General features: G+C 57.7%; 19 protein-coding genes and 1 pseudogene. 7 read left to right on the top strand and 13 right to left on the bottom strand.

Annotated elements, in window-relative coordinates:
• Positions 1 to 33: 33 nt before the first annotated feature.
• The 5 genes from RTP97_RS08820 to RTP97_RS08840 all read right to left on the bottom strand — a co-directional run bounded on the left by RTP97_RS08820 (position 34) and on the right by RTP97_RS08840 (position 6,165).
• Complete coding sequence (locus RTP97_RS08820; RefSeq protein WP_312412736.1) at positions 34 to 2,007, bottom strand: PhoX family phosphatase; 1,974 nt, start codon at positions 2,005 to 2,007, stop codon at positions 34 to 36.
• A gap of 76 nt (positions 2,008 to 2,083) precedes the next feature.
• Entirely contained in the window at positions 2,084 to 3,205 is a 1,122-nt protein-coding gene (locus tag RTP97_RS08825; protein WP_312412739.1) for a metallophosphoesterase, read from the bottom strand.
• 31 nt (positions 3,206 to 3,236) lie between these two features.
• On the bottom strand, positions 3,237 to 4,229 hold the full coding sequence (locus RTP97_RS08830; protein ID WP_312412741.1) for an alpha/beta hydrolase: 993 nt from the start codon (positions 4,227 to 4,229) through the stop codon (positions 3,237 to 3,239).
• 20 nt (positions 4,230 to 4,249) lie between these two features.
• Positions 4,250 to 5,044, bottom strand: coding sequence for an SDR family oxidoreductase (locus tag RTP97_RS08835; protein ID WP_312412743.1), 795 nt, complete (start codon positions 5,042 to 5,044; stop codon positions 4,250 to 4,252).
• A gap of 59 nt (positions 5,045 to 5,103) precedes the next feature.
• On the bottom strand, positions 5,104 to 6,165 hold the full coding sequence (locus RTP97_RS08840) for an AI-2E family transporter (RefSeq protein WP_312412745.1): 1,062 nt from the start codon (positions 6,163 to 6,165) through the stop codon (positions 5,104 to 5,106).
• 155 nt (positions 6,166 to 6,320) lie between these two features.
• On the opposite strand from RTP97_RS08840, the gene RTP97_RS08845 reads away from it, so the two are divergent.
• On the top strand, positions 6,321 to 7,529 hold the full coding sequence (locus RTP97_RS08845) for an MFS transporter (RefSeq protein WP_312412748.1): 1,209 nt from the start codon (positions 6,321 to 6,323) through the stop codon (positions 7,527 to 7,529).
• A gap of 10 nt (positions 7,530 to 7,539) precedes the next feature.
• Here the strand turns inward: RTP97_RS08845 and RTP97_RS08850 are convergent, their stop codons facing one another.
• Together RTP97_RS08850 and RTP97_RS08855 are read right to left on the bottom strand one after the other, a co-directional pair.
• A complete protein-coding gene (locus tag RTP97_RS08850) occupies positions 7,540 to 8,097 on the bottom strand; it encodes a DcrB family lipoprotein (RefSeq protein ID WP_312412751.1) in 558 nt (185 codons plus the stop codon).
• A gap of 72 nt (positions 8,098 to 8,169) precedes the next feature.
• On the bottom strand, positions 8,170 to 8,835 hold the full coding sequence (locus RTP97_RS08855; RefSeq protein ID WP_312412754.1) for a 7-cyano-7-deazaguanine/7-aminomethyl-7-deazaguanine transporter: 666 nt from the start codon (positions 8,833 to 8,835) through the stop codon (positions 8,170 to 8,172).
• Between the two features lie 167 nt (positions 8,836 to 9,002).
• On the opposite strand from RTP97_RS08855, the gene tusA reads away from it, so the two are divergent.
• Entirely contained in the window at positions 9,003 to 9,248 is a 246-nt protein-coding gene (gene tusA / locus RTP97_RS08860) for a sulfurtransferase TusA (RefSeq protein WP_312412756.1), read from the top strand.
• A gap of 90 nt (positions 9,249 to 9,338) precedes the next feature.
• Here the strand turns inward: tusA and RTP97_RS08865 are convergent, their stop codons facing one another.
• Together RTP97_RS08865 and RTP97_RS08870 are read right to left on the bottom strand one after the other, a co-directional pair.
• Complete coding sequence (locus tag RTP97_RS08865; protein WP_312412758.1) at positions 9,339 to 11,393, bottom strand: beta-galactosidase; 2,055 nt, start codon at positions 11,391 to 11,393, stop codon at positions 9,339 to 9,341.
• Positions 11,394 to 11,404: 11 nt separating this feature from the next.
• Positions 11,405 to 12,637, bottom strand: coding sequence for an oligosaccharide MFS transporter (locus RTP97_RS08870; RefSeq protein WP_312412760.1), 1,233 nt, complete (start codon positions 12,635 to 12,637; stop codon positions 11,405 to 11,407).
• Between the two features lie 313 nt (positions 12,638 to 12,950).
• Here RTP97_RS08870 and RTP97_RS08875 point away from each other — a divergent pair.
• From RTP97_RS08875 to RTP97_RS08890, 4 genes and pseudogenes are all read left to right on the top strand, one after another.
• Positions 12,951 to 13,952 (top strand): annotated as a pseudogene (locus RTP97_RS08875) (LacI family DNA-binding transcriptional regulator); the annotation flags it as partial.
• A 152-nt stretch (positions 13,953 to 14,104) separates the two neighbouring features.
• Positions 14,105 to 15,076, top strand: coding sequence for a TRAP transporter substrate-binding protein (locus tag RTP97_RS08880; protein WP_312412762.1), 972 nt, complete (start codon positions 14,105 to 14,107; stop codon positions 15,074 to 15,076).
• 25 nt (positions 15,077 to 15,101) lie between these two features.
• A complete protein-coding gene (locus RTP97_RS08885; RefSeq protein WP_312412763.1) occupies positions 15,102 to 15,611 on the top strand; it encodes a TRAP transporter small permease in 510 nt (169 codons plus the stop codon).
• A 10-nt stretch (positions 15,612 to 15,621) separates the two neighbouring features.
• Complete coding sequence (locus RTP97_RS08890) at positions 15,622 to 16,908, top strand: TRAP transporter large permease (RefSeq protein ID WP_312412765.1); 1,287 nt, start codon at positions 15,622 to 15,624, stop codon at positions 16,906 to 16,908.
• 78 nt (positions 16,909 to 16,986) lie between these two features.
• On the opposite strand, the gene zntA is transcribed toward RTP97_RS08890, so the two are convergent.
• The 4 genes from zntA to rsmD all read right to left on the bottom strand — a co-directional run bounded on the left by zntA (position 16,987) and on the right by rsmD (position 20,863).
• On the bottom strand, positions 16,987 to 19,173 hold the full coding sequence (gene zntA, locus RTP97_RS08895; protein ID WP_312412767.1) for a Zn(II)/Cd(II)/Pb(II) translocating P-type ATPase ZntA: 2,187 nt from the start codon (positions 19,171 to 19,173) through the stop codon (positions 16,987 to 16,989).
• A 73-nt stretch (positions 19,174 to 19,246) separates the two neighbouring features.
• The gene (locus RTP97_RS08900) at positions 19,247 to 19,873 is read right to left on the bottom strand and encodes a lysoplasmalogenase (protein WP_312412769.1); all 627 of its coding nucleotides are present in this window, start codon (positions 19,871 to 19,873) and stop codon (positions 19,247 to 19,249) included.
• 103 nt (positions 19,874 to 19,976) lie between these two features.
• Positions 19,977 to 20,258 (bottom strand): DUF1145 family protein, encoded by a 282-nt coding sequence (locus tag RTP97_RS08905; protein ID WP_312412771.1) that lies wholly within the window; start codon positions 20,256 to 20,258, stop codon positions 19,977 to 19,979.
• Positions 20,252 to 20,863 carry a 16S rRNA (guanine(966)-N(2))-methyltransferase gene (gene rsmD / locus RTP97_RS08910; RefSeq protein WP_312412773.1) on the bottom strand — a complete coding sequence of 204 codons (612 nt, stop codon included), beginning with the start codon at positions 20,861 to 20,863 and terminating at the stop codon, positions 20,252 to 20,254. Before rsmD ends, RTP97_RS08905 begins: the two co-directional genes overlap by 7 nt.
• A 203-nt stretch (positions 20,864 to 21,066) precedes the next feature.
• Between rsmD and ftsY the strand changes: the two genes are divergently transcribed.
• A complete protein-coding gene (ftsY, locus tag RTP97_RS08915; protein WP_312412775.1) occupies positions 21,067 to 22,545 on the top strand; it encodes a signal recognition particle-docking protein FtsY in 1,479 nt (492 codons plus the stop codon).
• Positions 22,546 to 22,547 lie beyond the last annotated feature (2 nt).

The raw sequence follows: 22,547 nt of genomic DNA on the forward strand, positions 1-22,547 counted from the left end.
CGACGGCAGCGATGCCGTCGGCTTTTTGCTTTTTTAGCTGCCTATTAGCCCGCCGTCGGCCTTCACGATCACCACCGTAGAGGAGCGCGGGCGACCGTTAGGATCGGCATCCGGCCAGTTCGACACCGCGCGCGGATTGGCTGGATCGGTGATGCCGTCGCCCACTTCGCCAGGGTGCTGGATATTGATAAACAGCGTCCGGTTATCCGGGGTAAAGGCGATGCCGGTGATCTCGCAGCCGCGTGGCCCGGTGAGGAAGCGGCGATACTCGTTGGTGCCTGGAATAGTGGCCACCATCTGGTTGTTGCCCATATCGGCATACGCTTTCTGGTTGATGGTGCTGGAGGAGACGTCGGTCTGGATCCACAGCACGCCGCGATGGTCGAACGAAAGGCCGTCCGGGCTACCAAACGCAGCTCCCTGCATAGAGCCTTTCGCCTGCGCATCGTCGCTGTCGGTACGGCCCGCCATCACCAGAATATCCCACTGGAAGCGTCCTGACGCCGGATCGTTGTTCTCTTCCAGCCAGTGCATGATGTGACCAAACTGGTTGTTGGCGCGCGGGTTGGCGGCGTCGACCGGAGCCTTACCCTCTTTGCCGCGATCGCTGTTGTTGGTCAGGGTGCAGTAGACGCTGCCGGGGGTGTTCGGATCGACGGTGATCCACTCCGGACGGTCCATCTTGGTTGCGCCCACGACGTCGGCGGCCAGACGGGTTTTGATCAGTAGATCGCCCTGGCTTTCGAAGCCGTGGCTCTGATCGAGGCCGTTTTCGCCAAAGACCAGCGGAAGCCAGCTGCCGCTGCCGTCTTCGTTAAATTTCGCCACGTAGAGCGTGCCGGAGGTGAGCAGATCCATACTGGCGTCGCGGTTGGCCGGATCGTACTTTTTGTCCGAGACGAACTTATAGATGTACTCAAACTTCTGGTCGTCACCCATATAGACCACCACGCGGTTGTCTGCGGCGAGGGTGACCATTGCGCCTTCGTGCTTGAAGCGGCCCAGCGCCGTGTGCTTGCGCGGCGTAGAGTCAGGATTGTAAGGGTCAATCTCCACGACCCAGCCAAAGCGGTTCGGCTCGTTCGGGGTTTTATCCACGCTAAAACGCTCGTCAACCTCGTTCCAGCGGTAGGAGTCGTCGCTGTCGGCGATGCCGTAGCGCTTCTCCAGCGCATTACGATCCGCCTTCTTCACAAAAATATCGGACCAGTTCTCTTCGCAGGTGAGGTAGGTTCCCCACGGCGTGTGGCCGTTGGCGCAGTTCTGCATGGTGCCCAGTACTAGCTCGCCCTGCGGATCGGCGGCGGTTTTCATCAGCGGCTGATGGCGCGCCGGGCCGGTGAGCTGCATCGGGGTGTTAACGGTGATGCGGCGGGCGAACGAGGAGGGGCGCACTACCTGCCAGTCATCGCCGCGCTTCTGCACTTCGATAACCGAGATGCCCATCGCATTCTGCCCCTTGCGGGCTTTGTCGAGGTTCCAGTTGGCGTCGCCATCCTTAAACAGCATCCCGTTATCGATGTACTCATGGTTCATTGCCAGCAGGCCATGGTCAGGGCTGTCTCCGCCCTGCGGCAGGCTAAACCACGCCATGCCGTCATGGTGCATGCCCGCCTGGGCTGCCTGCTCGTCGGTGGTGTTGCTGCCGTCGGTCTTGAACGCGGGCATCGCTTCCTTCAGACCCACCGGCTCGCCCCAACGATAGAACGGCCGCGCGATATAACCCTCCGGCACAATCACCGTATCTTCAGAAGAGACCGGGATGCTGGTGAACCCCAGCGAGACCGCCTTAGCCAGTGCAGAAGGACGGCCAACGGCAGCAAAGGCCGCCTCCGGTTTCACCAGCAGCGGGAAAGAGACCGCCGCGCCCGCCACCACGCCCATCTGTAACAGGCGGCGGCGGGAGAGAAAGACGTTTGCCACGTCGGAAAATACCGGGTTGGCGCTGCGGTTACTGATCTCTTCGCTATGTTCTTTTTTGAATAGGGATTTTAACGGTCTGCTCACGACGGCGTCCTTTGGTTAACCAGAGAGTAAAGTGACGCCGTTAGACTAAGTAATCATTGTTACAATTTTATAACAGCTAGCGGGCAGCGCTGCGGTGCAGGATCAGCTCGGTGATCTCCGACGGGTGGCCCAGCCGCAGCGGGAAGCCGTTCCACAGGCCCGTGCCGTTGCTGACGTAGAGGGTCATATTGCCGACCTGATAGCGCCCGGAGACAAAGCCGTTGTTTGCCGGACCCACCAGCAGATCCAGCCCGCGGATCATCCCCCCGTGGGTGTGTCCAGAGAGCTGTAGCTTCACGTTGTGCTTCGCATTGTCGCGAGCCGAGCCAGGGCGGTGATCGAGCAGGATGATGCTGTCATCAGGGCGAACGCCTGCCAAAGCCTGCTCAAGATCGGGGCCGGTCTCCTCAACGCGCTGGGCAGCCTCATCGTTGACGCCCGCCAGCACAATCGATTCACTGCCGCGCGTAATGCGCACGTGGCTATTTTGCAGGAAGGGGATCTTCAGCTGCTGGTAAATCTTCATCCACTCTACATAGTCAAAGTAGTATTCATGGTTGCCGGTGATAGCATAGAGACCGCTTTTGGCCTGCAGCCGGGAGAGTGGCTCGACGTCCTTAAAGCGGCGATCCACCGTGCCATCGGACATATCTCCGGTTAGTACGATTAGATCAGGATTGAGCCGGTTGGCTTTCTCGACAACCTGCTCTACCCAGGCTTGCGGCAGCAGGCGGCTGGAGTGGATATCCGTCAGCTGGACAATCTTAAAGCCCTCAAAGGCCGGCGGCAGGTCGGGGAAATCCACCTTGACGGTGCGTACCGCCGGGATCTCAATCGCCTGTTTTACGCCGATGGCTGACAGCACCAGGGCTATTACCATTAGCGCCACGCCGGATGAAGTTTGCGGCAGGCGCTTACGCAGCAGCCACTTCAGCAGCAGGCCGACGACGTCACGTACCAGCAGCAGCCCGGCAAACATCACGATGGAGCCAAACAGCCAGCCCTGGGCGATCATCACCGGCTCGGGCCACTCGGGGGAGAACATACTGCCGAAGAACAGCTTGCCCAGCAGGTGGAATTCCCCTGCCACCAGCAGCACCAGCGCTAATCCTGCGCGTACCCACATCGGCAGCGACAGCGGCAGAATAAACCGCGCTATCACGTACAGGGCGGGTATCAGCGTCCAGATAAAAAACATATTCCTGCTTCCTTAATTCATCTGCTCCAGGTTAAGACCGTAAATCCTTTAGCAACGCCTCATGAAAACGCGCTGGATCTTCCATTTGCGGGGCGTGGCCCATACCTTCAAATTCAACCAGAGTGGCATCCGGGATCTGCTTCGCGGCCTCTTTACCCAGCACCTGATAGTTACCCACGGTCTTTTTCACCTCCGGCGGCGCGGTATCGCTGCCTGGGGCGGTGGTATCCCCGGTGCCGATAAACAGCGTCGTCGGCACCCGCAGATCTTTAAACTCATAGACTACCGGCTGGGTGGCGATCATGTCGTAGAGCAGGGCGGAGTTCCACGCCACGCGCTCTTTACCCGGCCCGTTGCTCAATCCGGCCAGCATATCGACCCATTTGTCATACTCCGGCTTCCAGTTGCCCATGTAGTAGGTCTTCTGCTCATAGGCTTTGATGCTCTGGGCGCTGGTTTTTAGCTCGCGCTGATACCACTCATCGACGCTGCGGTAAGGCACGCCTTTGGCTTTCCAGTCCTCAAGGCCGATGGGGTTGACCATCACCAGCTTCTCGGTCTGCTGCGGGTACATCAGGGCATAGCGCGTGGCCAGCATCCCGCCGGTAGAGTGACCAATAATTGTTGCCTTCTCAATTCCCAGCGAGTCGAGCAGCTGGTGGGTATTGCTGGCCAGCTGCTGGAAGCTGTACTGATAGCTGGCGGGCTTGGTAGAGGTGCAGAAGCCAATCTGATCCGGGGCGACGACGCGATACCCGGCATCGTGCAGAACGCGGATCGTCTCCTCCCAGGTGGCGGCGCAGAAGTTTTTGCCGTGCAGGAGCACGACCGTATGACCGTTGGGTTTATCCGCCTGAAGATCCATATAGCCCATGCTGAGCGGCTGTTTTTGCGACTGAAACTCAAACTTTTTCAGCTCCCAGGGGTAGCTAAAACCTTCCAGGTGTTCACCGTACTCTGCTGCCGTTGCCGCACCGCTGAGGAGCAGGGTGGCCAGCACGCAGCATGAGGTTCGCTTAAACATAACTTTTCTCCACGCTGCGCTTATACAATATCGTCCACGACACCGCCGTCAACGCGCAGGGCCGCGCCGGAGGTCGCTGAGGCCTGGGTTGAGCAGACGTAGACCACCATATTAGCGACCTCATCCACCGTGGCGGCACGCTGGATCACCGAGGTAGGGCGGTTGGCTTTGACAAACTCGGCCGCTACCGTCTCCAGCGACTTGCCGGTTTTGTCTATCTCGCTCTGCATCATGGCGGCAAAGCCGTCGGAGAGGGTCGGACCTGGCAGCACGCTGTTGACCGTCACGCCGCTACCCGCCACATATTTTGCCAGCCCGCGGGCCAGTGAGAGCTGTGCCGTTTTGGTCACGCCGTAGTGGATCATATCTGCCGGGATATTAAGAGCCGATTCAGAAGAGATAAAGACCACCCGGCCCCAACCCTTCTTCACCATACCCGGCAGCAGGGCGCGGGCCAGGCGAACGCCGGACATGACGTTAGTCTGCCAGTATTTATCCCAGGTAGCGTCGTCGGTGGCGTTAAAGTCGGACGGGCCATAGATGCCCGCATTGTTGACCAGAATATCTACGGACGATGCGGTTTTCAGTACCGATTCAACGCCCTCGGCGGTGCTGAGATCGGCGATGGTGGCACGTACTTCAACGCCAGGCACCGCCTGCTGTAGCTGCTGAATGCCCTGGTTGACGCTCTCCTGGCTGCGACCGTTGAGGATCACTTCCGCGCCGCTCTCCGCCAGACCGCGTGCAATCGCCAAACCAATCCCGCCGGTAGAGGCCGTCACCAGCGCAACTTTTCCCGTCAAATCAATCTTCATTGTTTGCTCCCGTAGATGTCATGGTCAAACCATTAAGCGTAGCAGCTGCCGGATATGCGCTACCCCGGCAGCCGGCTTTTCGGTCGTCCTGGCCCAAGCAGGATGGCCAGCTTGCTGCCGCCTTTGGTGGTCTCCATCCAGATTTTGCACACGCTGGTGAGCGGTACCGAGAGCAGCATGCCCACCGGCCCCAGCAACCACCCCCAGACCAGCAGCGAGAGGAACACCACCAGCGTTGACATCCCCAGCCGGTGGCCCATCATCCGTGGCTCAAGGATGTTGCCCAGCACCATATGCACCACCAGGAAGAGTGCGCCGACCATCACAAACTCATAGAAGCCGTTGAACAGCAGCGCCTGAATCATCGGCGGGATCGCTGAAAGCACGGAGCCGATGTTGGGCACATAGTTCAGCAGGAACGCCAGCACACCCCACATCAGGGCGAACTGGACATTAAGCAGCATCAGCCCCAGCCAGATAATCACCCCGGTCCACAGGCTGATAAGCGTCTTGAGCGCCAGATAGTGCGACACCCCTTTTAACGCCCGATGCAGGCCTGCGATGTGGATCTGTGGATTATTCAACGCAAAACGCAGCTTGTAAGGTACGTGGCGCACCTCAAACAGCATAAACACCACCGTCATCACCAGCAGGACGATGCTGGCCATCGCGTTGGAGAGCTGCGCCATCAGCGTAGTAGCGAAGGTCATCATCTTGTCGGAGTCCATGCGTTGCAACATACGCTCCGGCGAGATATGCAGGTTCAAAAAAGGCAGCGCCTGCTGTAGGGCGACAATTTTTCGCGTTAGCTCCCGGTTATATTTGGGTAGCAGATTAATAAAATCGGTTGTCGAGGCGGCGAGCACGCCAAACAGAGCGGTAAGCACGATCAGCATCACCACTACGACAATCGTAATGGCGATAGGGCGCTTAATACCGCGGCGTAAAAACCAGGTGACCAGAGGATTAAGGACGATGGCAAAGAAGAGCGCCAGCAGAAGCTGGACAATAATATCCGCCGCCGCATGGATGCCCGCCAGAATAATGACCAGCGCGGCCAGTTTGACAAGAATGTGCAGTCCTGCCTTATCACCGGATTTTTCAGGCAATACGTTGAGCATGTTGAATTCCTTTTATCGGTATGCTTGTTAAGTGTAGTGCCTTGTCCGGGCTTCGCTTAAGGCCGATAATCTTATTGTTAATGCTGATTTTCACGCCTCATCGTGTTAATAGTGAAACACTCCTGTAAAGAACCGTTGTAGAACTGGTGAGCTTCATGCCTGAACCCGTCGCCGACCCGGCGCTAAGTGGGCTGCGCCTTAACCTGCGCATCGTCTCCGTAGTGATATTTAACTTCGCAAGTTACCTCACAATTGGTCTGCCACTGGCTGTGCTGCCGGGCTACGTCCACGACGTCATGGGCTATAGCGCCTTCTGGGCGGGGCTGGTGATCAGCCTGCAATATTTCGCCACGCTCCTGAGCCGCCCCCATGCCGGGCGCTATGCCGATGTGTTAGGGCCGAAAAAAATCGTGCTCTTTGGCCTGTGCGGCTGCTTTCTCAGCGGCGTCGGCTACCTGCTGGCGAGCCTTGGCAGTGGCTGGCCTGGCGTCTGCCTTGTTCTACTTTGCGTAGGCAGGGTGATCCTCGGCATCGGCCAGAGCTTCGCCGGCACCGGCTCGACGCTGTGGGGCGTGGGTACGGTAGGGTCGCTGCACATCGGCAAGGTGATCTCGTGGAATGGCATCGCCTCCTACGGCGCAATGGCGCTCGGCGCGCCGCTGGGCGTGCTCTGCTTTCACTATGTTGGCCTGACCGGCCTGGCGCTGACTATTATGGCCGTGGCGCTGGTAGCGTTTCTCTTTGCCCTGACCCGCCCAACGGTAAAGGTGAAAAAAGGCAAGCCGCTGCCGTTTCGTGACGTGTTGGGGCGCGTCTGGCTCTACGGGATGGCGCTGGCGCTCGGCTCCGCCGGGTTTGGCGTCATCGCCACCTTTATTACCCTCTTCTATGATGCCAAAGGCTGGGATGGCGCGGCCTTCGCTCTGACCCTCTTTAGCTGCGCCTTTATCGGCACGCGGCTCCTCTTCCCTAACGGCATCAGCCGGTTAGGCGGTCTGAACGTGGCGCTGATCTGCTTCGCTGTTGAAGCGCTGGGATTGATCCTTACCGGCTTCGCCTATGCCCCGTGGATGGCGAAAGTGGGCGTGCTGCTGGCGGGAGCGGGCTTCTCGCTGGTCTTCCCGGCGCTCGGTGTCGTGGCGGTCAAAGCGGTGCCGCAGCAGAACCAGGGGGCGGCGCTGGCAACCTATACGGTGTTTATGGATCTGGCCCTCGGCGTAACCGGACCGGCGGCAGGGCTGCTGATGGCGTGGATGGGCGTCTCGTCAATCTACATCGCGGCGGCGGGGCTGGTGGCGGTAGCGTTGCTGCTGACGATGAAGTTAAAAAAACGGCCTCCGCTGGAGACCGTTTCAGAGGTGTAAGATGTGACGATCAGTTAATCACGATGGTGTTAATAATGTTCTCTGCTGCGGTTTGCGCCTGCTGCTGGTTTTCCGCCGGCAGCGTTACCTGAATGGTCAGCAGTTTATTATCAACTTTGCCCAGCACCACGGAGGACCAGGCGGTCTGGCCTTTCGCGGAGATGATGCTGTCCAGCTGCTGCAGCGTGTGGCCTTTGACCTCGATGGATTTATTAGTCACAACCTGCAGCTGCGGATCGCGGCTGCGCTGCTGATCTTCCAGACGTTTCGCCAGCACCGGCAGCTCTTCATTGGTGTTATCCCCGACGATGACAATCACCGCTTTCTGGCCGGTAGCATCGGAGTAAACGTGCATATTGTTCGCCTGGGTACCCAGCTTGCCGCTCTGATCGCTCATGTCAGCAGGCAGGGAGAAGGTCACCTTGCCGTCCAGCAGGGTCACCGGTTGGCCGGTCGCATTGCTCTCCGGCGCTGCGCCCTGAGCAGGCGTTTTCGTGTCGTTGTTATCACAGGCCGCCAGCCCTAACACCAGCAGGCCAATCCCGACGTACTTAACCAGATTGCGCATTGACTTCTTCCTTTCGATAAACGGCCAAAACGGCTCATAGGCCCATCTTATCACAAGTTAAGAAGCGTACCTTTAACTGACCGGTAACGCGGTAATTTCAGATTTATCTGCCAGTCTTTTCAGGCACATATTGAGCAACACGCCATACATCGGCAGGAAGAAAAGAATGCTGATAAGCACCTTAAAGCTGTAGTCCACCAGCGCGATTTCGGTCCAGTGCTGGGCCATAAACGCGTCCGGGCTACGCCAGAAGGCGATAAAGAAGAAGGCGACGGTATCGCTGGCGTTACCGAATACGGTAGAGACGGTTGGTGCGAGCCACCAGCGACGATTCTGACGCAGGCGGTTAAAAACGCGCACGTCGAGGATTTGCCCCAGGGTGTAGGCCATAAAGCTGGCGGCAGCGATGCGGGCAACGAACAGGTTAAAGTGTGCCAGCGCGCCAAAGCCCTGCCAGCTGCCCATATAAAACAGCGACGAGACGATATAGGAGATAATCAGAGCCGGAAGCATTACCGCAAAAATGATCCGTCGGGCGAGCGGTGCGCCAAAAATACGCACGGTCAGGTCGGTGGCGAGGAAGATAAACGGAAAGCTAAACGCGCCCCAGGTGGTATGGAAACCAAACACTGAGATCGGCAGCTGCACCAGATAGTTGCTGGAGGTGATCACCAGCAGGTGAAAAAGCGATAGCCAGAACAGCGCCTTGGTGCGCTGCGATTGCGAAAACTGCGTCATATTGTGACCTTTTTGTGAGTTGGGGTGAGGGAACCCAATAAAATCCGCCGCATCATACTGCTTTTACTACGCTTTGCAATGGTTAAAATGCACGCAATCGTTAACATGGTTTGCTTTGCGATAATCGCGGCGTAAACTACAGCGGTTTTCGACTGAATGAGCTAAAAATGACCGATCTCTTCTCTACGCCAGACCACACTCTTGACGCTAAAGGGCTGCGCTGCCCGGAACCTGTAATGATGGTGCGCAAAACCGTGCGTACGATGCAAGCTGGCGAAACGCTGCTGATTATCGCCGACGATCCCGCCACTACGCGCGATATTCCCGGCTTTTGCCGCTTTATGGAGCACGAGCTGGTGGCCCAGCAGGTTGAAGCGCTGCCCTACCGCTATCTGCTACGTAAAGGGCAGTAATGACGCCCGGTGGCGCTACGCCTACCGGGCCTACAGATCGCAATGAACCCATTGTAGGCCGGGCAAACGCAGTGCCGCCCGGCGTTTAGTTTACTCCGCCAGAAAGACCTCGACGCCAAAGGCGGGCAGCGCGTACCGCTGATCCTGCCGCTCACCGGTATTTAGCAGCGCCTCAAGCGGCCCCGCCTCCTGGGTCAGATCGAGCGTCACGGCACAATCGCTAAAGTTCTGTACAAAGATATACCGCTTGCCATCCTGCTCTCTGACGGTGGCTACCATCCCGGACGGCAGACGCAGGGTCGTGCAGGCAGACAGCCCGTGCCGGTCTGCGATCTGCTGGTAGAAGTCCGTCAGAAAATCGCTTCCGGTTCTGGCCGCCACGTAGTATGCCTCGCCTTTACCATAGCGGTTGCGGGTGACGGCTGGCCTGCCCTGGTAGAAATCCTGCTGATAAACGCCCAGCACCTCCGCCCCTTCGGTATGGATCAGATCGCACAGTTCAAGGCAGGTGTAGTCGCGGGTCGCTTTATCCCACGATGCCGCCGTCATCTGGATCTGGTTCGTTTCACCGTCGTACAGGCTGTCGATCTCTTCTGACCAGATGCCTAAAACGTCCCGCAGCGGACCAGGAAAGCCGGTGGTGTAACAGAGATCGTCCTCGTTAACGATCCCTGACCAGTAAGTGGCAATAAAAATGCCGCCTGCGGCAACGAACTGGTTCACTCGGTCGGCAAACGCCTCGTTTACCATATAGAGCATGGGGGCAACAACGACACGGTACCGGCTAATGTCGACGCGCTGGGAGACGATATCGACCTGAATGTTTTGCTGCCATAGCGCCTGGTAGTGCTTATGCACGGTCTCTTCGAATTTGATGCCGCAGTTGCGTGGCCCTGCCGAATCGTTCACCGCCCAGCGGTTATCCCAGTCGTAAACAATCGCCACCTCGGCCCGATAATCGCTCCCTGCTGCATCGGCCAGCTTCTCAAGCGCAGTGCCAACCTGTTTGACATCCTGCCCTACCCGCGTGTTGAGGTGTCCAACATGATCGACCACCGCACCGTGCAGCTTCTCGCTGGAGCCGCGGCTTTTACGCCACTGAAAATACTGCACCGAGCCGGAACCATGCGCCACCGCCTGCAGGGCCGAAAGCAGATGCATCCCCGGTTTTTTCAGCTTGCTGATCGGCTGCCAGTTGGTAGTGCCCGGCGTTGACTCCATCAGCAAAAACGGCAGGCCGGGCTTCAGGCTTCTCATCAGGTCAAATGTAAACGCGGTGTAAGAGGCGAGCGCCTGCTGATCCCGGGTCTGATGCCACTCCGGGTAGCTATCCCAGGAGACAAAATCGATCTCCTGCGCCAGGCGCCAGTAATCGTAATCATAAAACGCGCCGTGAAAATTCGTTGTCGCCGGTAGCGCCGGGTTAAAGGGTTTTACGGCCTCTATCTCATGGCGGCAGAAGAGCGCCACCTGCTCAGTGACGAAGCGCCGCCAGTCAAGATTCAGGGCATGAACCGACTGCTCCCCCAGCGGCCCCGGGGAGTGGATCTGGCTCCAGCTGGTATATTCGTGGCTCCAGAAGGTGCTCCACCAGCGCTGGTTCAGGTTCTCCAGGCTCTGATATTTCTCCTTCAGCCAGCCACGAAAGTTTTCCTGGCAGATCTCGCAGTGGCACTCCCCACCATATTCATTGGAGATATGCCAGGCCAGCACCGCCGGATGATTGGCATAGCGTCTGGCCAGCTGCGCGTTTATCTTTCCCGTCAGGCGGAGATAGGCGGGGGAGGAGTAGCAGTGATTATGCCGCTCGCCGTGCAGATTCCGGGTGCGATCGCTGTTGGTTCTTAACACCTCTGGATATTTTTCTGACACCCACGCTGGCCTTGCTCCGCTGGGGGTCGCCAGAAAAACAGAGATGCCGTTGGCATAAAGCTTATCGAGCACGTTATCCAGCCAACCAAACTGGTAGTGCCCCTCTTCAGGCTCCAGGCTTGACCAGCTGAATATGCCGACCGACATGACGTTGCACCGGGCCTCTTTCATCATCGCAATGTCCTGCTCGATAATGCCTGGCTGATGCAACCACTGATCGGGGTTGTAATCGGCACCGTGTAAAAAACCCAGCGTTGGGAATAAGTTGCGCATGACCGCCTCCGTTAAGCTAAAGACTCTCTCTCCTGAGAAAGATTGATGGCCTGGCCTTTCCGGTTATGTAAAGAGAACACGGAGAAGAGCGTGAACAGGCCTGAAATGATGCCAAGAATGATGTAGGCGTTGGCGAAGCCAATGGTGTCGTACAGATAGCCGACAGCGGGTGAGTAGACCGTAGTGGCGATGGACGCGGCAAACAGCACCAGCAGATAGATAGTCGATGAGAGCTTGTGATCGAAATTCTGCGCAATAAACTTAAATACGGCGATGAGAATGAGCGGCTTCTCGATGGCGTGCATCATTTTTACCGTGGCAATCCATACCGGGCCGAGAGGTACGGCAGAGCCAAGAATACGTACCGACATAATCGTCCCGGCAATCACCAGCGCCCATTTTGCTCCTACGCGGTTTACAAACCACGGCATCAGCCCCAAAAACAGCGTTTCAAAACAGACCTGCACCGAGGCGAGGGTGCCGTACCACTTATTCCCGACGTCCACGCTGGAGAATTGCAGGGAAAAGTACTGGGCGAACTGCTGGTCATAGGTATCGTAGATTTGCGTGACGAACAGCGTGAAGATAATCAGCATCCAGAACTGACGATTTTTTGCCAGCTCGAAGACATGTCCCGCCTTCAGGGAGGAGGTCATCTTCTCCTCTTCAACCGTGACCTCTATTTTGGTCAGCATAAAGCAGACGGCGGCTAAGACGATAGCCGCGCTGGCCAGCCAGAAAGAGAGGTTAGGGTTATCGTTGATATTGCGACCCACAATATAGGCCGCCGCGGCCCAGCCCAGCGATCCCCACATTCTGACCCGGCCATATTCAAAGGCGTAGCGGCGGGAGATTTTATCAATATAAGAGTCGATAACGCCGCAGCCCGAGTTAAAGATAATCCCCAGATAGATACCGCCGAGAATCGCCCCCAACCAGAAGGTGCTCACCAGCAGCGGAGCATAGACGTAAATAAAGAATGGCCCAATTGGCAACAACAGGGCAACGATCAGGAAAATAAGCGATTTTTTGGTGCCAAATTTGTCAGAAATATAACCAAAGAACGGCTGCATCGTTAGGGCAATAAAGGCGTTGATGGCATAGAGCCAACCGGTTTTTGTTGCGCTAATGCCTAAGTGTTGAGTGGTCCAGATAACAAAAAAAGCCATCGTTGCCGACCAGGCAAACAGATAGAGAAAGTCGAAAATACTTAACAGTATGTAGTTCCTTTTGCCGGTAACCATCTCTTTTTTCCTTATCAAGGAACAGAAGTTAGTGCTTCGCCTGGGCTGCAGCGAATAGCGTTCTTTGGAGAGTGTCTGACTGGAGTGAACGGCCTCGTCAAAAATGTATGACGTTCACATCCATGGTTTACATACAATACCTGACAAATCTTTTGCACAACGTTCACCGCTGCGAAATGTAACCGTTATCACATAACAGCCTTTTTTCTTGTGGCGAAAGGTGAACAGGATCGCAAAAAATAGCCATGTGAACGTAAGACATTTTGTTATGATAAAGGGGTGCAGTTGAGACGTAGCTGAGAAAGGAAAAAGGGTGAATAAGAGCAAAAATGCGACCCTGGAAGATGTTGCTCGCCATGCGGGTGTCTCTTATCAGACCGTATCCAGAGTATTAAATAAGTCCGTTAATGTTGCCGAAAAGACGCGTATCCGCGTCGAAAAAGCGATTGAAGAGCTGCGCTATGTGCCGAACCGTCTCGCCCAACAGCTGGTAGGAAAACATGCACAAACTCTCGGGCTGGTTACTACCTCGCTTGCTCTTCATGCGCCTTCGCAAATTGCCGCCTCGGTAAAAAAACATGCTCGCGACGCTGGCTATCAGGTTCTTATCTCAATGATCGATGAAAGCGATACCACTGCCATCCAGCAATCGATTAATGATTTTAAGTCGCAGTTGGTCGACAAAATCATTATCAACGTGCCGCTGGAAAGGGCTGTCGCTGAGGCAGTAGCCCGGCAGAATGAGGACGTTACCTGCCTGTTTCTCGACGTTGCACCTGATAGCGACGTTTTTCACGTTATCTTCGATCCGACAAACGGTACCCGGGAGAGCGTAAAACAGCTTTATGAGTTGGGACACCGGCATATTGCGCTGATGCCTGGCCCACAGCATGCCGTATCGGCCCAGCTGCGTTTAGCCAGCTGGTTGGATAGCCTTAACGAGTGTGGCCTGACGCCTTGCTCGGTCATTTTCGGCTCATGGGACGCGCCGAGCGGATTTGCTGGCGTGCAGACGCTGCTTACTGAGAAAAAAACGTTTACCGCGCTGCTGGCAGGTAACGACCAGATGGCACTGGGAGCGCTGAGCGCCTTGCATCAGGCACGGATTGCCGTACCTGAGCAGGTGTCGGTAGTGGGTTACGATGACAGCTACGAAAGCGCGTTCTTTATCCCCTCTCTGACCACTGTGCGTCTGGATCTGGATGCCCAGGGGAAAGAGGCGGTAGCAAAGGTGCTGGCAGCGTCGCCGGGTAAGCTACCGGGGAGCCGCATCCTGCCAGCAGAGTTTGTTTTGCGTAGCTCAACGGCTATTCGGACTACCGTTGTCACATAATTGAACCATCGTTTCACAATCTTATTACTTTTGTGAACCGCTTCACCTCTGCTTCTCCAGACGTAGTGTAGTTTTTAAGCGTAAAAATTAGAACGCTGTCCTGGCGCTTACCTCACTACCCTGGAGTTGACTCAATGAAAACGACCCTTAAGCCGTTGTTAGCCGCTCTGTGCCTCTCTGCCTTTGCCTCCTCTGTTGCTGCTCAAACCATTAAGGCTGCCGACGTCCACCCGCAGGGTTATCCCAACGTGGTGGCCGTGGAGCATATGGGCGAAAAACTGAAACAGCAAACCGACGGCAAGCTGGAGATTAAAGTCTTCCCCGGCGGCGTGCTCGGGGATGAAAAGCAGATGATTGAGCAGGCGCAGATGGGCGCTATCGACATGATCCGCGTCTCCATGGCACCGGTGGCGGCGATCCTGCCGGATATCGAAGTCTTTACGCTGCCCTACGTCTTCCGCGATGAAGACCACATGCACAAGATCATCGATGGCGATATCGGTAAAAGCATTGGTGACAAGCTCACCGCCAATCCGAAATCTCGCCTGGTGTTCCTCGGCTGGATGGACTCCGGCACCCGTAACCTGATCACCAAAGATCCCATCGTCAAGCCGGAAGATCTGAAAGGGAAGAAGATCCGCGTGCAGGGTAGCCCGGTCGCGCTGGCGACGCTGAAAGATATGGGTGCCAACTCGGTAGCGATGGGCGTCAGCGAGGTCTACAGCGGGATGCAGACCGGCGTCATCGACGGCGCAGAGAACAACCCGCCGACCTTTGTCGCCCACAACTACATGCCGGTGGCAAAAAACTACACCCTCAGCGGTCACTTTATCACCCCAGAGATGCTGCTCTACTCCAAAGTGAAGTGGGACAAGCTCAGCGCTGACGAGCAGCAGAAGATCCTCACCCTCGCTCGCGAAGCGCAGTTTGAGCAGCGCAAACTGTGGGATGCCTATAACCAGCAGGCGCTCGACAAGATGAAGGCGGGCGGGGTTCAGTTCCATGAAATCGACAAAACGGTCTTTATCAAAGCGACGGAGCCGGTGCGCGCCCAGTATGGCGATAAGCATCAGGATCTGATGAAAGCCATCGCTGACGTCCAGTAAATCTGATCTGTTTTGTGGAGGACGTATGTCCCAACTCTACCTGAAGTGGATGGACCGTCTGTACCTGCTCGCCATGGCCGTGGCGGGCCTGTCGCTGCTGGTGATGACCATTGTGATCCCCATTGGTATCTTCTCGCGCTACGTACTTAACCGCGGCGAGTCCTGGCCGGAGCCGATCGCCATCATCTGCATGGTGACCTTTACCTTTATCGGGGCCGCGGTGAGCTACCGCGCCGGGTCGCATATCGCGGTGAACATGCTCACCGATCGGCTGCCCGAGTCGCTCAAAACGCTCTGCGCCAGGCTGGTGGATCTGCTGATGCTGGGGATCTCACTGCTGATGTTCTGGTACAGCTACCTGCTGTGCGTTGAGCTGTGGGAGCAGCCGGTCGCCGAGTTTCCCATTCTGACTTCAGGGGAGAGCTATCTGCCGCTGCCGCTGGGGTCGGCGATTCTGATCCTGTTTGTCCTTGAGCGCCTACTGTTTGGCTCGCAGGAAAATCGTGCGGTCGTGCTGATCGGTAACCATGGTTAAGGGGTGAAAGATGGATGCGTTTGTTTTGTTATTCACCCTCGCCATCTTGCTGGCGCTGGGGATGCCGGTGGCCTTCGCCGTCGGATTAAGCGCCGTCGCGGGTGCGCTGTGGATCGATCTGCCTCTTGAGGCGCTGATGATCCAGATCACCAGCGGAGTGAACAAGTTTACCCTGCTGGCGATCCCGTTCTTTATCCTGGCGGGCGCGATCATGGCGGAAGGGGGCATTGCCCGGCGGCTGGTTAACTTTGCCTACGTCTTTGTTGGCTTTATTCGCGGCGGCCTGTCGCTGGTGAATATCGTCGCCTCGACCTTTTTCGGCGCGATCTCCGGCTCGTCGGTGGCGGACACGGCCTCTATCGGCAGCGTGATGATCCCGGAGATGGAGAAGAAGGGCTATCCGCGTGAGTACGCGGCGGCGGTGACCGCCAGCGGCTCGGTGCAGGCCATTCTCATCCCGCCCAGCCATAACTCGGTGATCTACTCTCTGGCGGCGGGGGGCACGGTCTCTATCGCCACCCTGTTTATTGCTGGCGTGCTGCCGGGTCTGCTGCTTGGTGTAAGCCTGATGGTGCTCTGCCTGGGGTTTGCCCGCAAACGCGGCTACCCGAAAGGAGAGCGGATCCCGTTTAAGCAGGCTTTGAAAATCCTGTTGGATGCCACGTGGGGGCTGATGACGGTGGTGATCATTCTCGGCGGCATTCTGTCGGGGATCTTTACCGCTACCGAGTCGGCGGCGGTCGCCTGCCTGTGGGCGTTTTTCGTGACCATGTTTATCTACCGCGACTACAAGTGGAACGAGCTGCCGAAGCTGATGTGCCGCACGGTGAAGACCGTCACCATCGTGATGATCCTGATTGGCTTTGCCGCGGCGTTCGGCGCGGTGATGACCTACATGCAGTTGCCGATGCGTATCACCGAGTTCTTCACCTCGCTATCGGATAACAAGTACGTCATCCTGATCTACCTCAACATCATGCTGCTGCTGATTGGCACCCTGATGGATATGGCCCCGATCATCCTGATCCTGACCCCGGTGCTGCTGCCGGTAACTAACTCATTAGGGATCGATCCGGTGCACTTCGGCATGATCATGATGGTTAACCTCGGGATCGGGCTGATCACGCCGCCGGTAGGATCGGTGCTGTTTGTCGCCAGTGCGGTGAGCAAGCAGAAGATCGAAACGGTAGTAAAGGCAATGCTGCCCTTCTACGCGATACTGCTGGTCGTGTTAGGCATGGTGACCTATATTCCGGCCATCTCGCTCTGGCTACCGAGATTGTTAGGAATGCAGTAGACGTTACGCCCGGCGGCGCTCCGCTTGCCGGGCCTACAAAACCGTAGGCCGGGTCAGGCGAAGCCGCCACCCGGCGTTTTATCGGCGGCGTAACAAACGCACTGCGTTCGCCGTCACCAGCACCGTTGCGCCGGTGTCGGCGAGCACCGCCAGCCAAAGTCCGGTGATCCCCAGCAGGGTGGTCACCAGGAACACCGCCTTCAGCCCCAGCGCAATAGCAATGTTCTGCCGAATGTTGGCGTGCGTTGCCCGTGCCAGGGTAATCATCTCTGCCAGCCCGCTTAGCCTGCTGTGAGTCAGCGCCGCGTCGGCGGTCTCCAGCGCCACGTCGGTGCCGCTGCCCATCGCAATACCGATGGTCGCTGCCTTCATTGCCGGAGCATCGTTAATACCGTCCCCGACCATTGCCAGCGGGGTGTGCGCATTCAATGCGGTTACCGCCGCCACCTTATCTGCTGGCAGCAGCCCCGCTTTAAACTCAAGCCCCAGCTCGTCAGCTACCGCCGCTGCTGCACGCGGGTTATCGCCCGTCAGGATCGTCCCCTGCACGCCCAGCCGATGCAGGGCGGCAACGGCTTCTTTGGCATCGTCACGCAGCGTGTCCCGCAGCGCCAGCAGGCCTTTTAACGCGCCCTCTTCAGTAATAACCACCACCGTCTGCCCGGCGGCTTCCAGCTCGTGGATGCGCGCGCAATATTCGCTGGCAGGAAACGTATCCGCCGCGCAGATCAGCGCCTTTTTGCCCGCGACGTCGGCCTCAATACCCGATCCCACCAGCGCACGCTGCGCCGTAGCGGCCGGGATCACCAGCCCACGAGAGTGGGCTTCCCGCACAATCGCCTGCGCCAGCGGGTGGGTCGAACCCTGCTCAACCGCGGCGGCCAGCGTAAGCAGTTCGTTCTCAGTGGTTGCATGAGGATAAACCCCGGTAACCTGCGGTTTACCCAGCGTCAGGGTGCCGGTTTTATCGAAGGCAATATGGCGCACGCGTCCGAGCTGCTCCAGCGCCGCGCCGCCTTTAATCAACGCGCCCCTGCGGGCCGCTGCCGCCAGCCCGGAAGCGATCGCCGCTGGGGTGGAGATCACCAGCGCGCACGGACAGCCGATGAGCAGCAGCGTCAACCCCTTGTAGATCCAGCCTTCCCACGGGGCGCTGAAAAGCAGCGGAGGCACAACGGCAACCAGCAGGGCGATGAGCATAATGATGGGGGTATAGATCCGGCTGAAGCGATCGATAAAGCGCTCCACGGGCGCGCGGCGCTCCTCGGCCTCCTCGATCAACCTGAGGATGCGGTCGATAGCGCTGTCGCCCGGCTCTGAAAGCACCTTGAGCTGGACCAGACGATCCACGCTGGTGGCCCCGGCAGGCACTTTCTCCCCTGCGGTTCGCTCCACCGGGATCGATTCGCCGGTAAGGGCGCTCTCATCAAAGCCAGCGGCGGCAGTAAGCAGCGCCCCGTCGGCGGGCAAACGCCCTCCAGCAGCGACTTCAATCACGTCCCCCGGTCGCAGCGTCTCTATCGCTACCGTTTTACGCTCACCGTCGACCAGCAGAGTGGCGGTCTCCGGTTTAAGCGCCATCAGGGCGCTGACTCCCTTCCGCGCCCGGCTGGCGGCCCAGCCTTCAAGACGCTCGCCGATTAAAAACAGCAGCAGCACCATCGCTGCCTCTGCCGTTGCGCCGATGAACAGCGCCCCGATAGCCGCCACGCTCATCAGCGTCTCAATAGCAAACCAGCTGCCGCTTCTCATCAGGCGCAGCGCCTGACGGGCGATAGGGTAGAGACCAACAAGGGTGGTGGCGACAAAGGCCAGATTACCGAACGGGTGGTTGACCTGCTCCAGCGCCCAGCTTAGCGCCATCATGATAATCAGCGTAATGAGCGGCAGGTTTTCCTGCAGGAAGGACGTTTTCTCCGCCGGGGCCGTCTCGCTGCGCAGGGTGTAACCGGCATTTTTAACCGCCGTCTCGACCTGAGCGCTGACGTTGCCCGAGGCGTTGATCAGCAGCTTCTCGGTGGCGAAAATCACCTGAACCTGCTCAACCCCGGCAACCTGTCTAACCGCGTTCTCTACTTTGCGCGCGCAGGCGGCGCAGTCCATACCGTTAACGATCCAGCTGTAACGGCTACCGCTATCTGGCAGGGGGGCAGCGCGCTGCGTCTCACACTCTTCCGTGCAGCAGCAATCCTCCTGGACCGGTGCAGGGGCGGGCTTAAATGCCGTAAACTGCGGCGCTTTTTTGGGCTTTTCAGGGATAGACATGATGTCCTCCGGTCAATGATAATTTTCTCATTAACCGGAGGATACACTCTGGAGTCGACTCCAGAGTCAAGCGTTATAGATAGAGAGAGCGAACAATCAGGAAGTGGCCAGCAAAATAGCAGGCGCTGGAGATAGCGCTGTCTGCCCGGAAGCGGCGGCGATAGTGACTGCCCAGCCAGACGATATTACTCAGCAGCAGCAGGGCTGCACCGACAAATGCCGACAGCGCCGGGCTGGTAGGACGGAAGAACCACAGCTCGCCTGCCAGCCAGACCATCACCAGCGTCATAGCGATAAAGGTACAGATGGGCCAGCGCAGCTCCTCAAGGCGCGTCCAGACGGTAGCGATCAACAGGACGCCAATCACCAGCAGCACCAGCGGCAGCGGCCAGAAGAAGCTGAGGGTCATCTGGCTGGCGAAGTAGATGGTGTAGAGCAGATGGGCGAGGAAGAACGCCCCAATGGCGTAGAGCAGCTGCTGGCGCGGCAGCAGGGTCAGTGCATCGCCCACCAGGGTGGCGCACAGACCCGCCAGCACCAGATAGCTGACGGCGTTAAACATCGGTGCCTGCCAGGCCAGCAGTAACAGCAGCAGCAGCGTGACGGGTTTAAAGACCCAGCGTTGCCAGGCTGGCCCGCGATAGGAGGCATCCACATAAAGCCAGGCGGAAAAACAGACGGCGATAAACGACCAGAGCATCTTAATTCCTTGAATTTGTTACTGTCTCGTGGGCTTTACGCCCACACCCTTGCTATTCAGTGTAGTGGCCGTTGCGGGCAGATGACAATGCTGGCCCGCGCGATTACTTCTTCTGCTGAAGATTCTGCTTAAGCCTTTTCTGCCACACCAGCAGCTCAAAGACGCCAAACAGGAAGATGCGCCACTGCTCGGCGGCGGTCATCTGCGGGCCATCCTTTGGCAGGGCGGTTTTCATCATTACCATCTGCAGGGCATGCATAAAGGCGGTGAAAACCAGCGCCACGTTGACAAAGATATTCAGCGGACGCGGGAAGGGATGGATCAGGTTGAGGATCAGAAACGCCCAGACGCACAGCATCAGAACCCGGCCCAGATTAATCAGCATGTTACGCTCCCTGTACTTATTGATGATTGAGGTACTTGTCGGTGATAGAGGCGGTAGGCTACCTGACCGGCTATCTTTTCACGGTGCAAATCCCAGTGCGTTGGCACGGGCGGCAGCCCATTTTCCACTTCGCTCTCTACATAGATTAGCGCGTCATCCGCCAGCCAGCCGTTATTTTCCAGCAGCCGCAACGTCTCATCAAGCAGGCCTTTACGGAACGGCGGATCGACAAAGACGATATCATGCGGGGTCCCGTTCTGGGTAAGGAACGCGAGGGTATTGTCATTAACCACCTTGCCCTGGGCGGCGTTCAGCGTCGCCAGGTTCTGTTGCAGCTGGCGGGCCACGCCGCGCTCCATCTCTACCAGCGTCGCAGAGGCGGCATAGCGCGACAGCGCCTCCAGGCCCAGCGCACCGCTGCCAGCGAAGCAGTCGAGGCAGCGCGCGTCTACCATTGAGGGGGCCAGCCAGTTAAACAGGGTCTCCCTGACGCGATCCGTCGTTGGTCGCAGGCCAGGGCTGTCCGGCACCGGGAGTTTTCGGCCGCGCCACTGGCCGCCAATGATGCGTATCTGGCCGCTGGCGGCTCGGTTGGGTTTTTTCATAATGCTGGCTCTGGTCACAATTTTTAGGCCGCCATTTTAGCGGCGGGCGACGCCGGACGAAACCTTAATCCGCAGGCGGTGCTGTAGAATCAGGAAAGTGTTAGACTAACGAATTACTTACACCATTTTCAGTCCCTGTTTGCGACTATCTTTAGGACAATACGGGCTGTGCCATGAATTAACCGCGAGGAGTGTAGTCGCAAATGGCAAAAGAGAAAAAACGGGGTTTCCTCTCCTGGCTGGGCTTAGGCCCGAAAGAGGAGCCGCAGCAGGCGGAGCCAGAGCAGCAGGTTGAGCAGCAGCCGGAAGAGCAGATCCAGCAGCAGGCGGCGGTTGTCACTGAAAAAGAAGCGGAAACGGAAGCAGAAGCGAAGGCGGAGCATGCCCCGCATAGCGAAGCCGAATCAGAAGCCTTTGCCGCCGACGTCGTCGAGGTGACGGAGCAGGTTGCTGCCCAGGAAGAGATTCATAAAGAGGTTCAGGAGACCGTTGCGGAAAAGGCTCCAGAAGACATTCAAGCGGAGCCAGCGGCACCTCTGCATGCTCAGCCGCCGGTGTACATTGAACCGGAAGAGCTGCCGCAGACGGAAGAGGTCGCTCTTATCGAGCCGGAGCCGGAAGAGTGGTTAACCGAAGAGGACCAGCGTGAGATCACCGACGAGGAGCTGGAGGCCGCCGCGCTCTCTGCTCCTGCGGAAGAGGAGATCGCCCTCGAGGAGGAGCCTGTAGCGGTCGCGCCTCTGGAGCAGGAAAAACCCACCAAAGAGGGTTTCTTTGCGCGCCTGAAACGCAGCCTGCTGAAAACGAAAGAGAATCTCGGTTCCGGATTTATCACTCTTTTCCGCGGCAAAAAAATCGATGATGATCTGTTCGAGGAGCTGGAAGAGCAGCTGCTGGTGGCGGACGTTGGCGTTGAGACGACGCGCAAAATTATCGCCACGCTGACCGAGAGCGCCAGCCGCAAACAGCTGCACGATGCCGAAGCGCTTTACGGCCTGCTGAAGGCGGAGATGGGTGATATTCTCGCAAAAGTTGATGCGCCGCTTAATATTGAAGGCAAAACGCCGTTTGTTATCCTGATGGTGGGCGTCAACGGCGTGGGTAAAACCACGACTATCGGCAAGCTGGCCCGTCAGTTTGAACAGCAGGGTAAATCGGTGATGCTGGCGGCAGGGGATACCTTCCGTGCGGCGGCGGTTGAGCAGCTTCAGGTGTGGGGCCAGCGCAACAATATCCCGGTGATTGCCCAGCACACCGGTGCGGACTCCGCCTCGGTGATTTTTGACGCCATCCAGGCAGCGAAATCACGCGGCATCGACGTGCTAATCGCCGATACCGCCGGGCGCTTGCAGAATAAAGCGCACCTGATGGAAGAGCTGAAAAAGATTGTCCGCGTAATGAAAAAGCTGGACGTCGACGCGCCGCATGAAGTGATGCTGACCATTGACGCCAGCACCGGGCAGAATGCAGTAAGCCAGACCCGTCTGTTTAACGAGGCGGTAGGCCTGACGGGGATCACTCTGACCAAGCTGGATGGTACGGCGAAGGGTGGGGTGATCTTCTCCGTCGCCGACCAGTTCGGGATCCCTATCCGGTATATCGGGACTGGCGAGCGTATAGAGGACTTGCGTCCGTTTAATGCGGGCGATTTTATAGAGGCACTTTTTGCCCGAGAGGATTAACA

It is taken from the genome of Pseudescherichia sp. (assembly GCF_031998825.1).
Taxonomy (GTDB): Bacteria; Pseudomonadota; Gammaproteobacteria; order Enterobacterales; family Enterobacteriaceae; genus Pseudescherichia.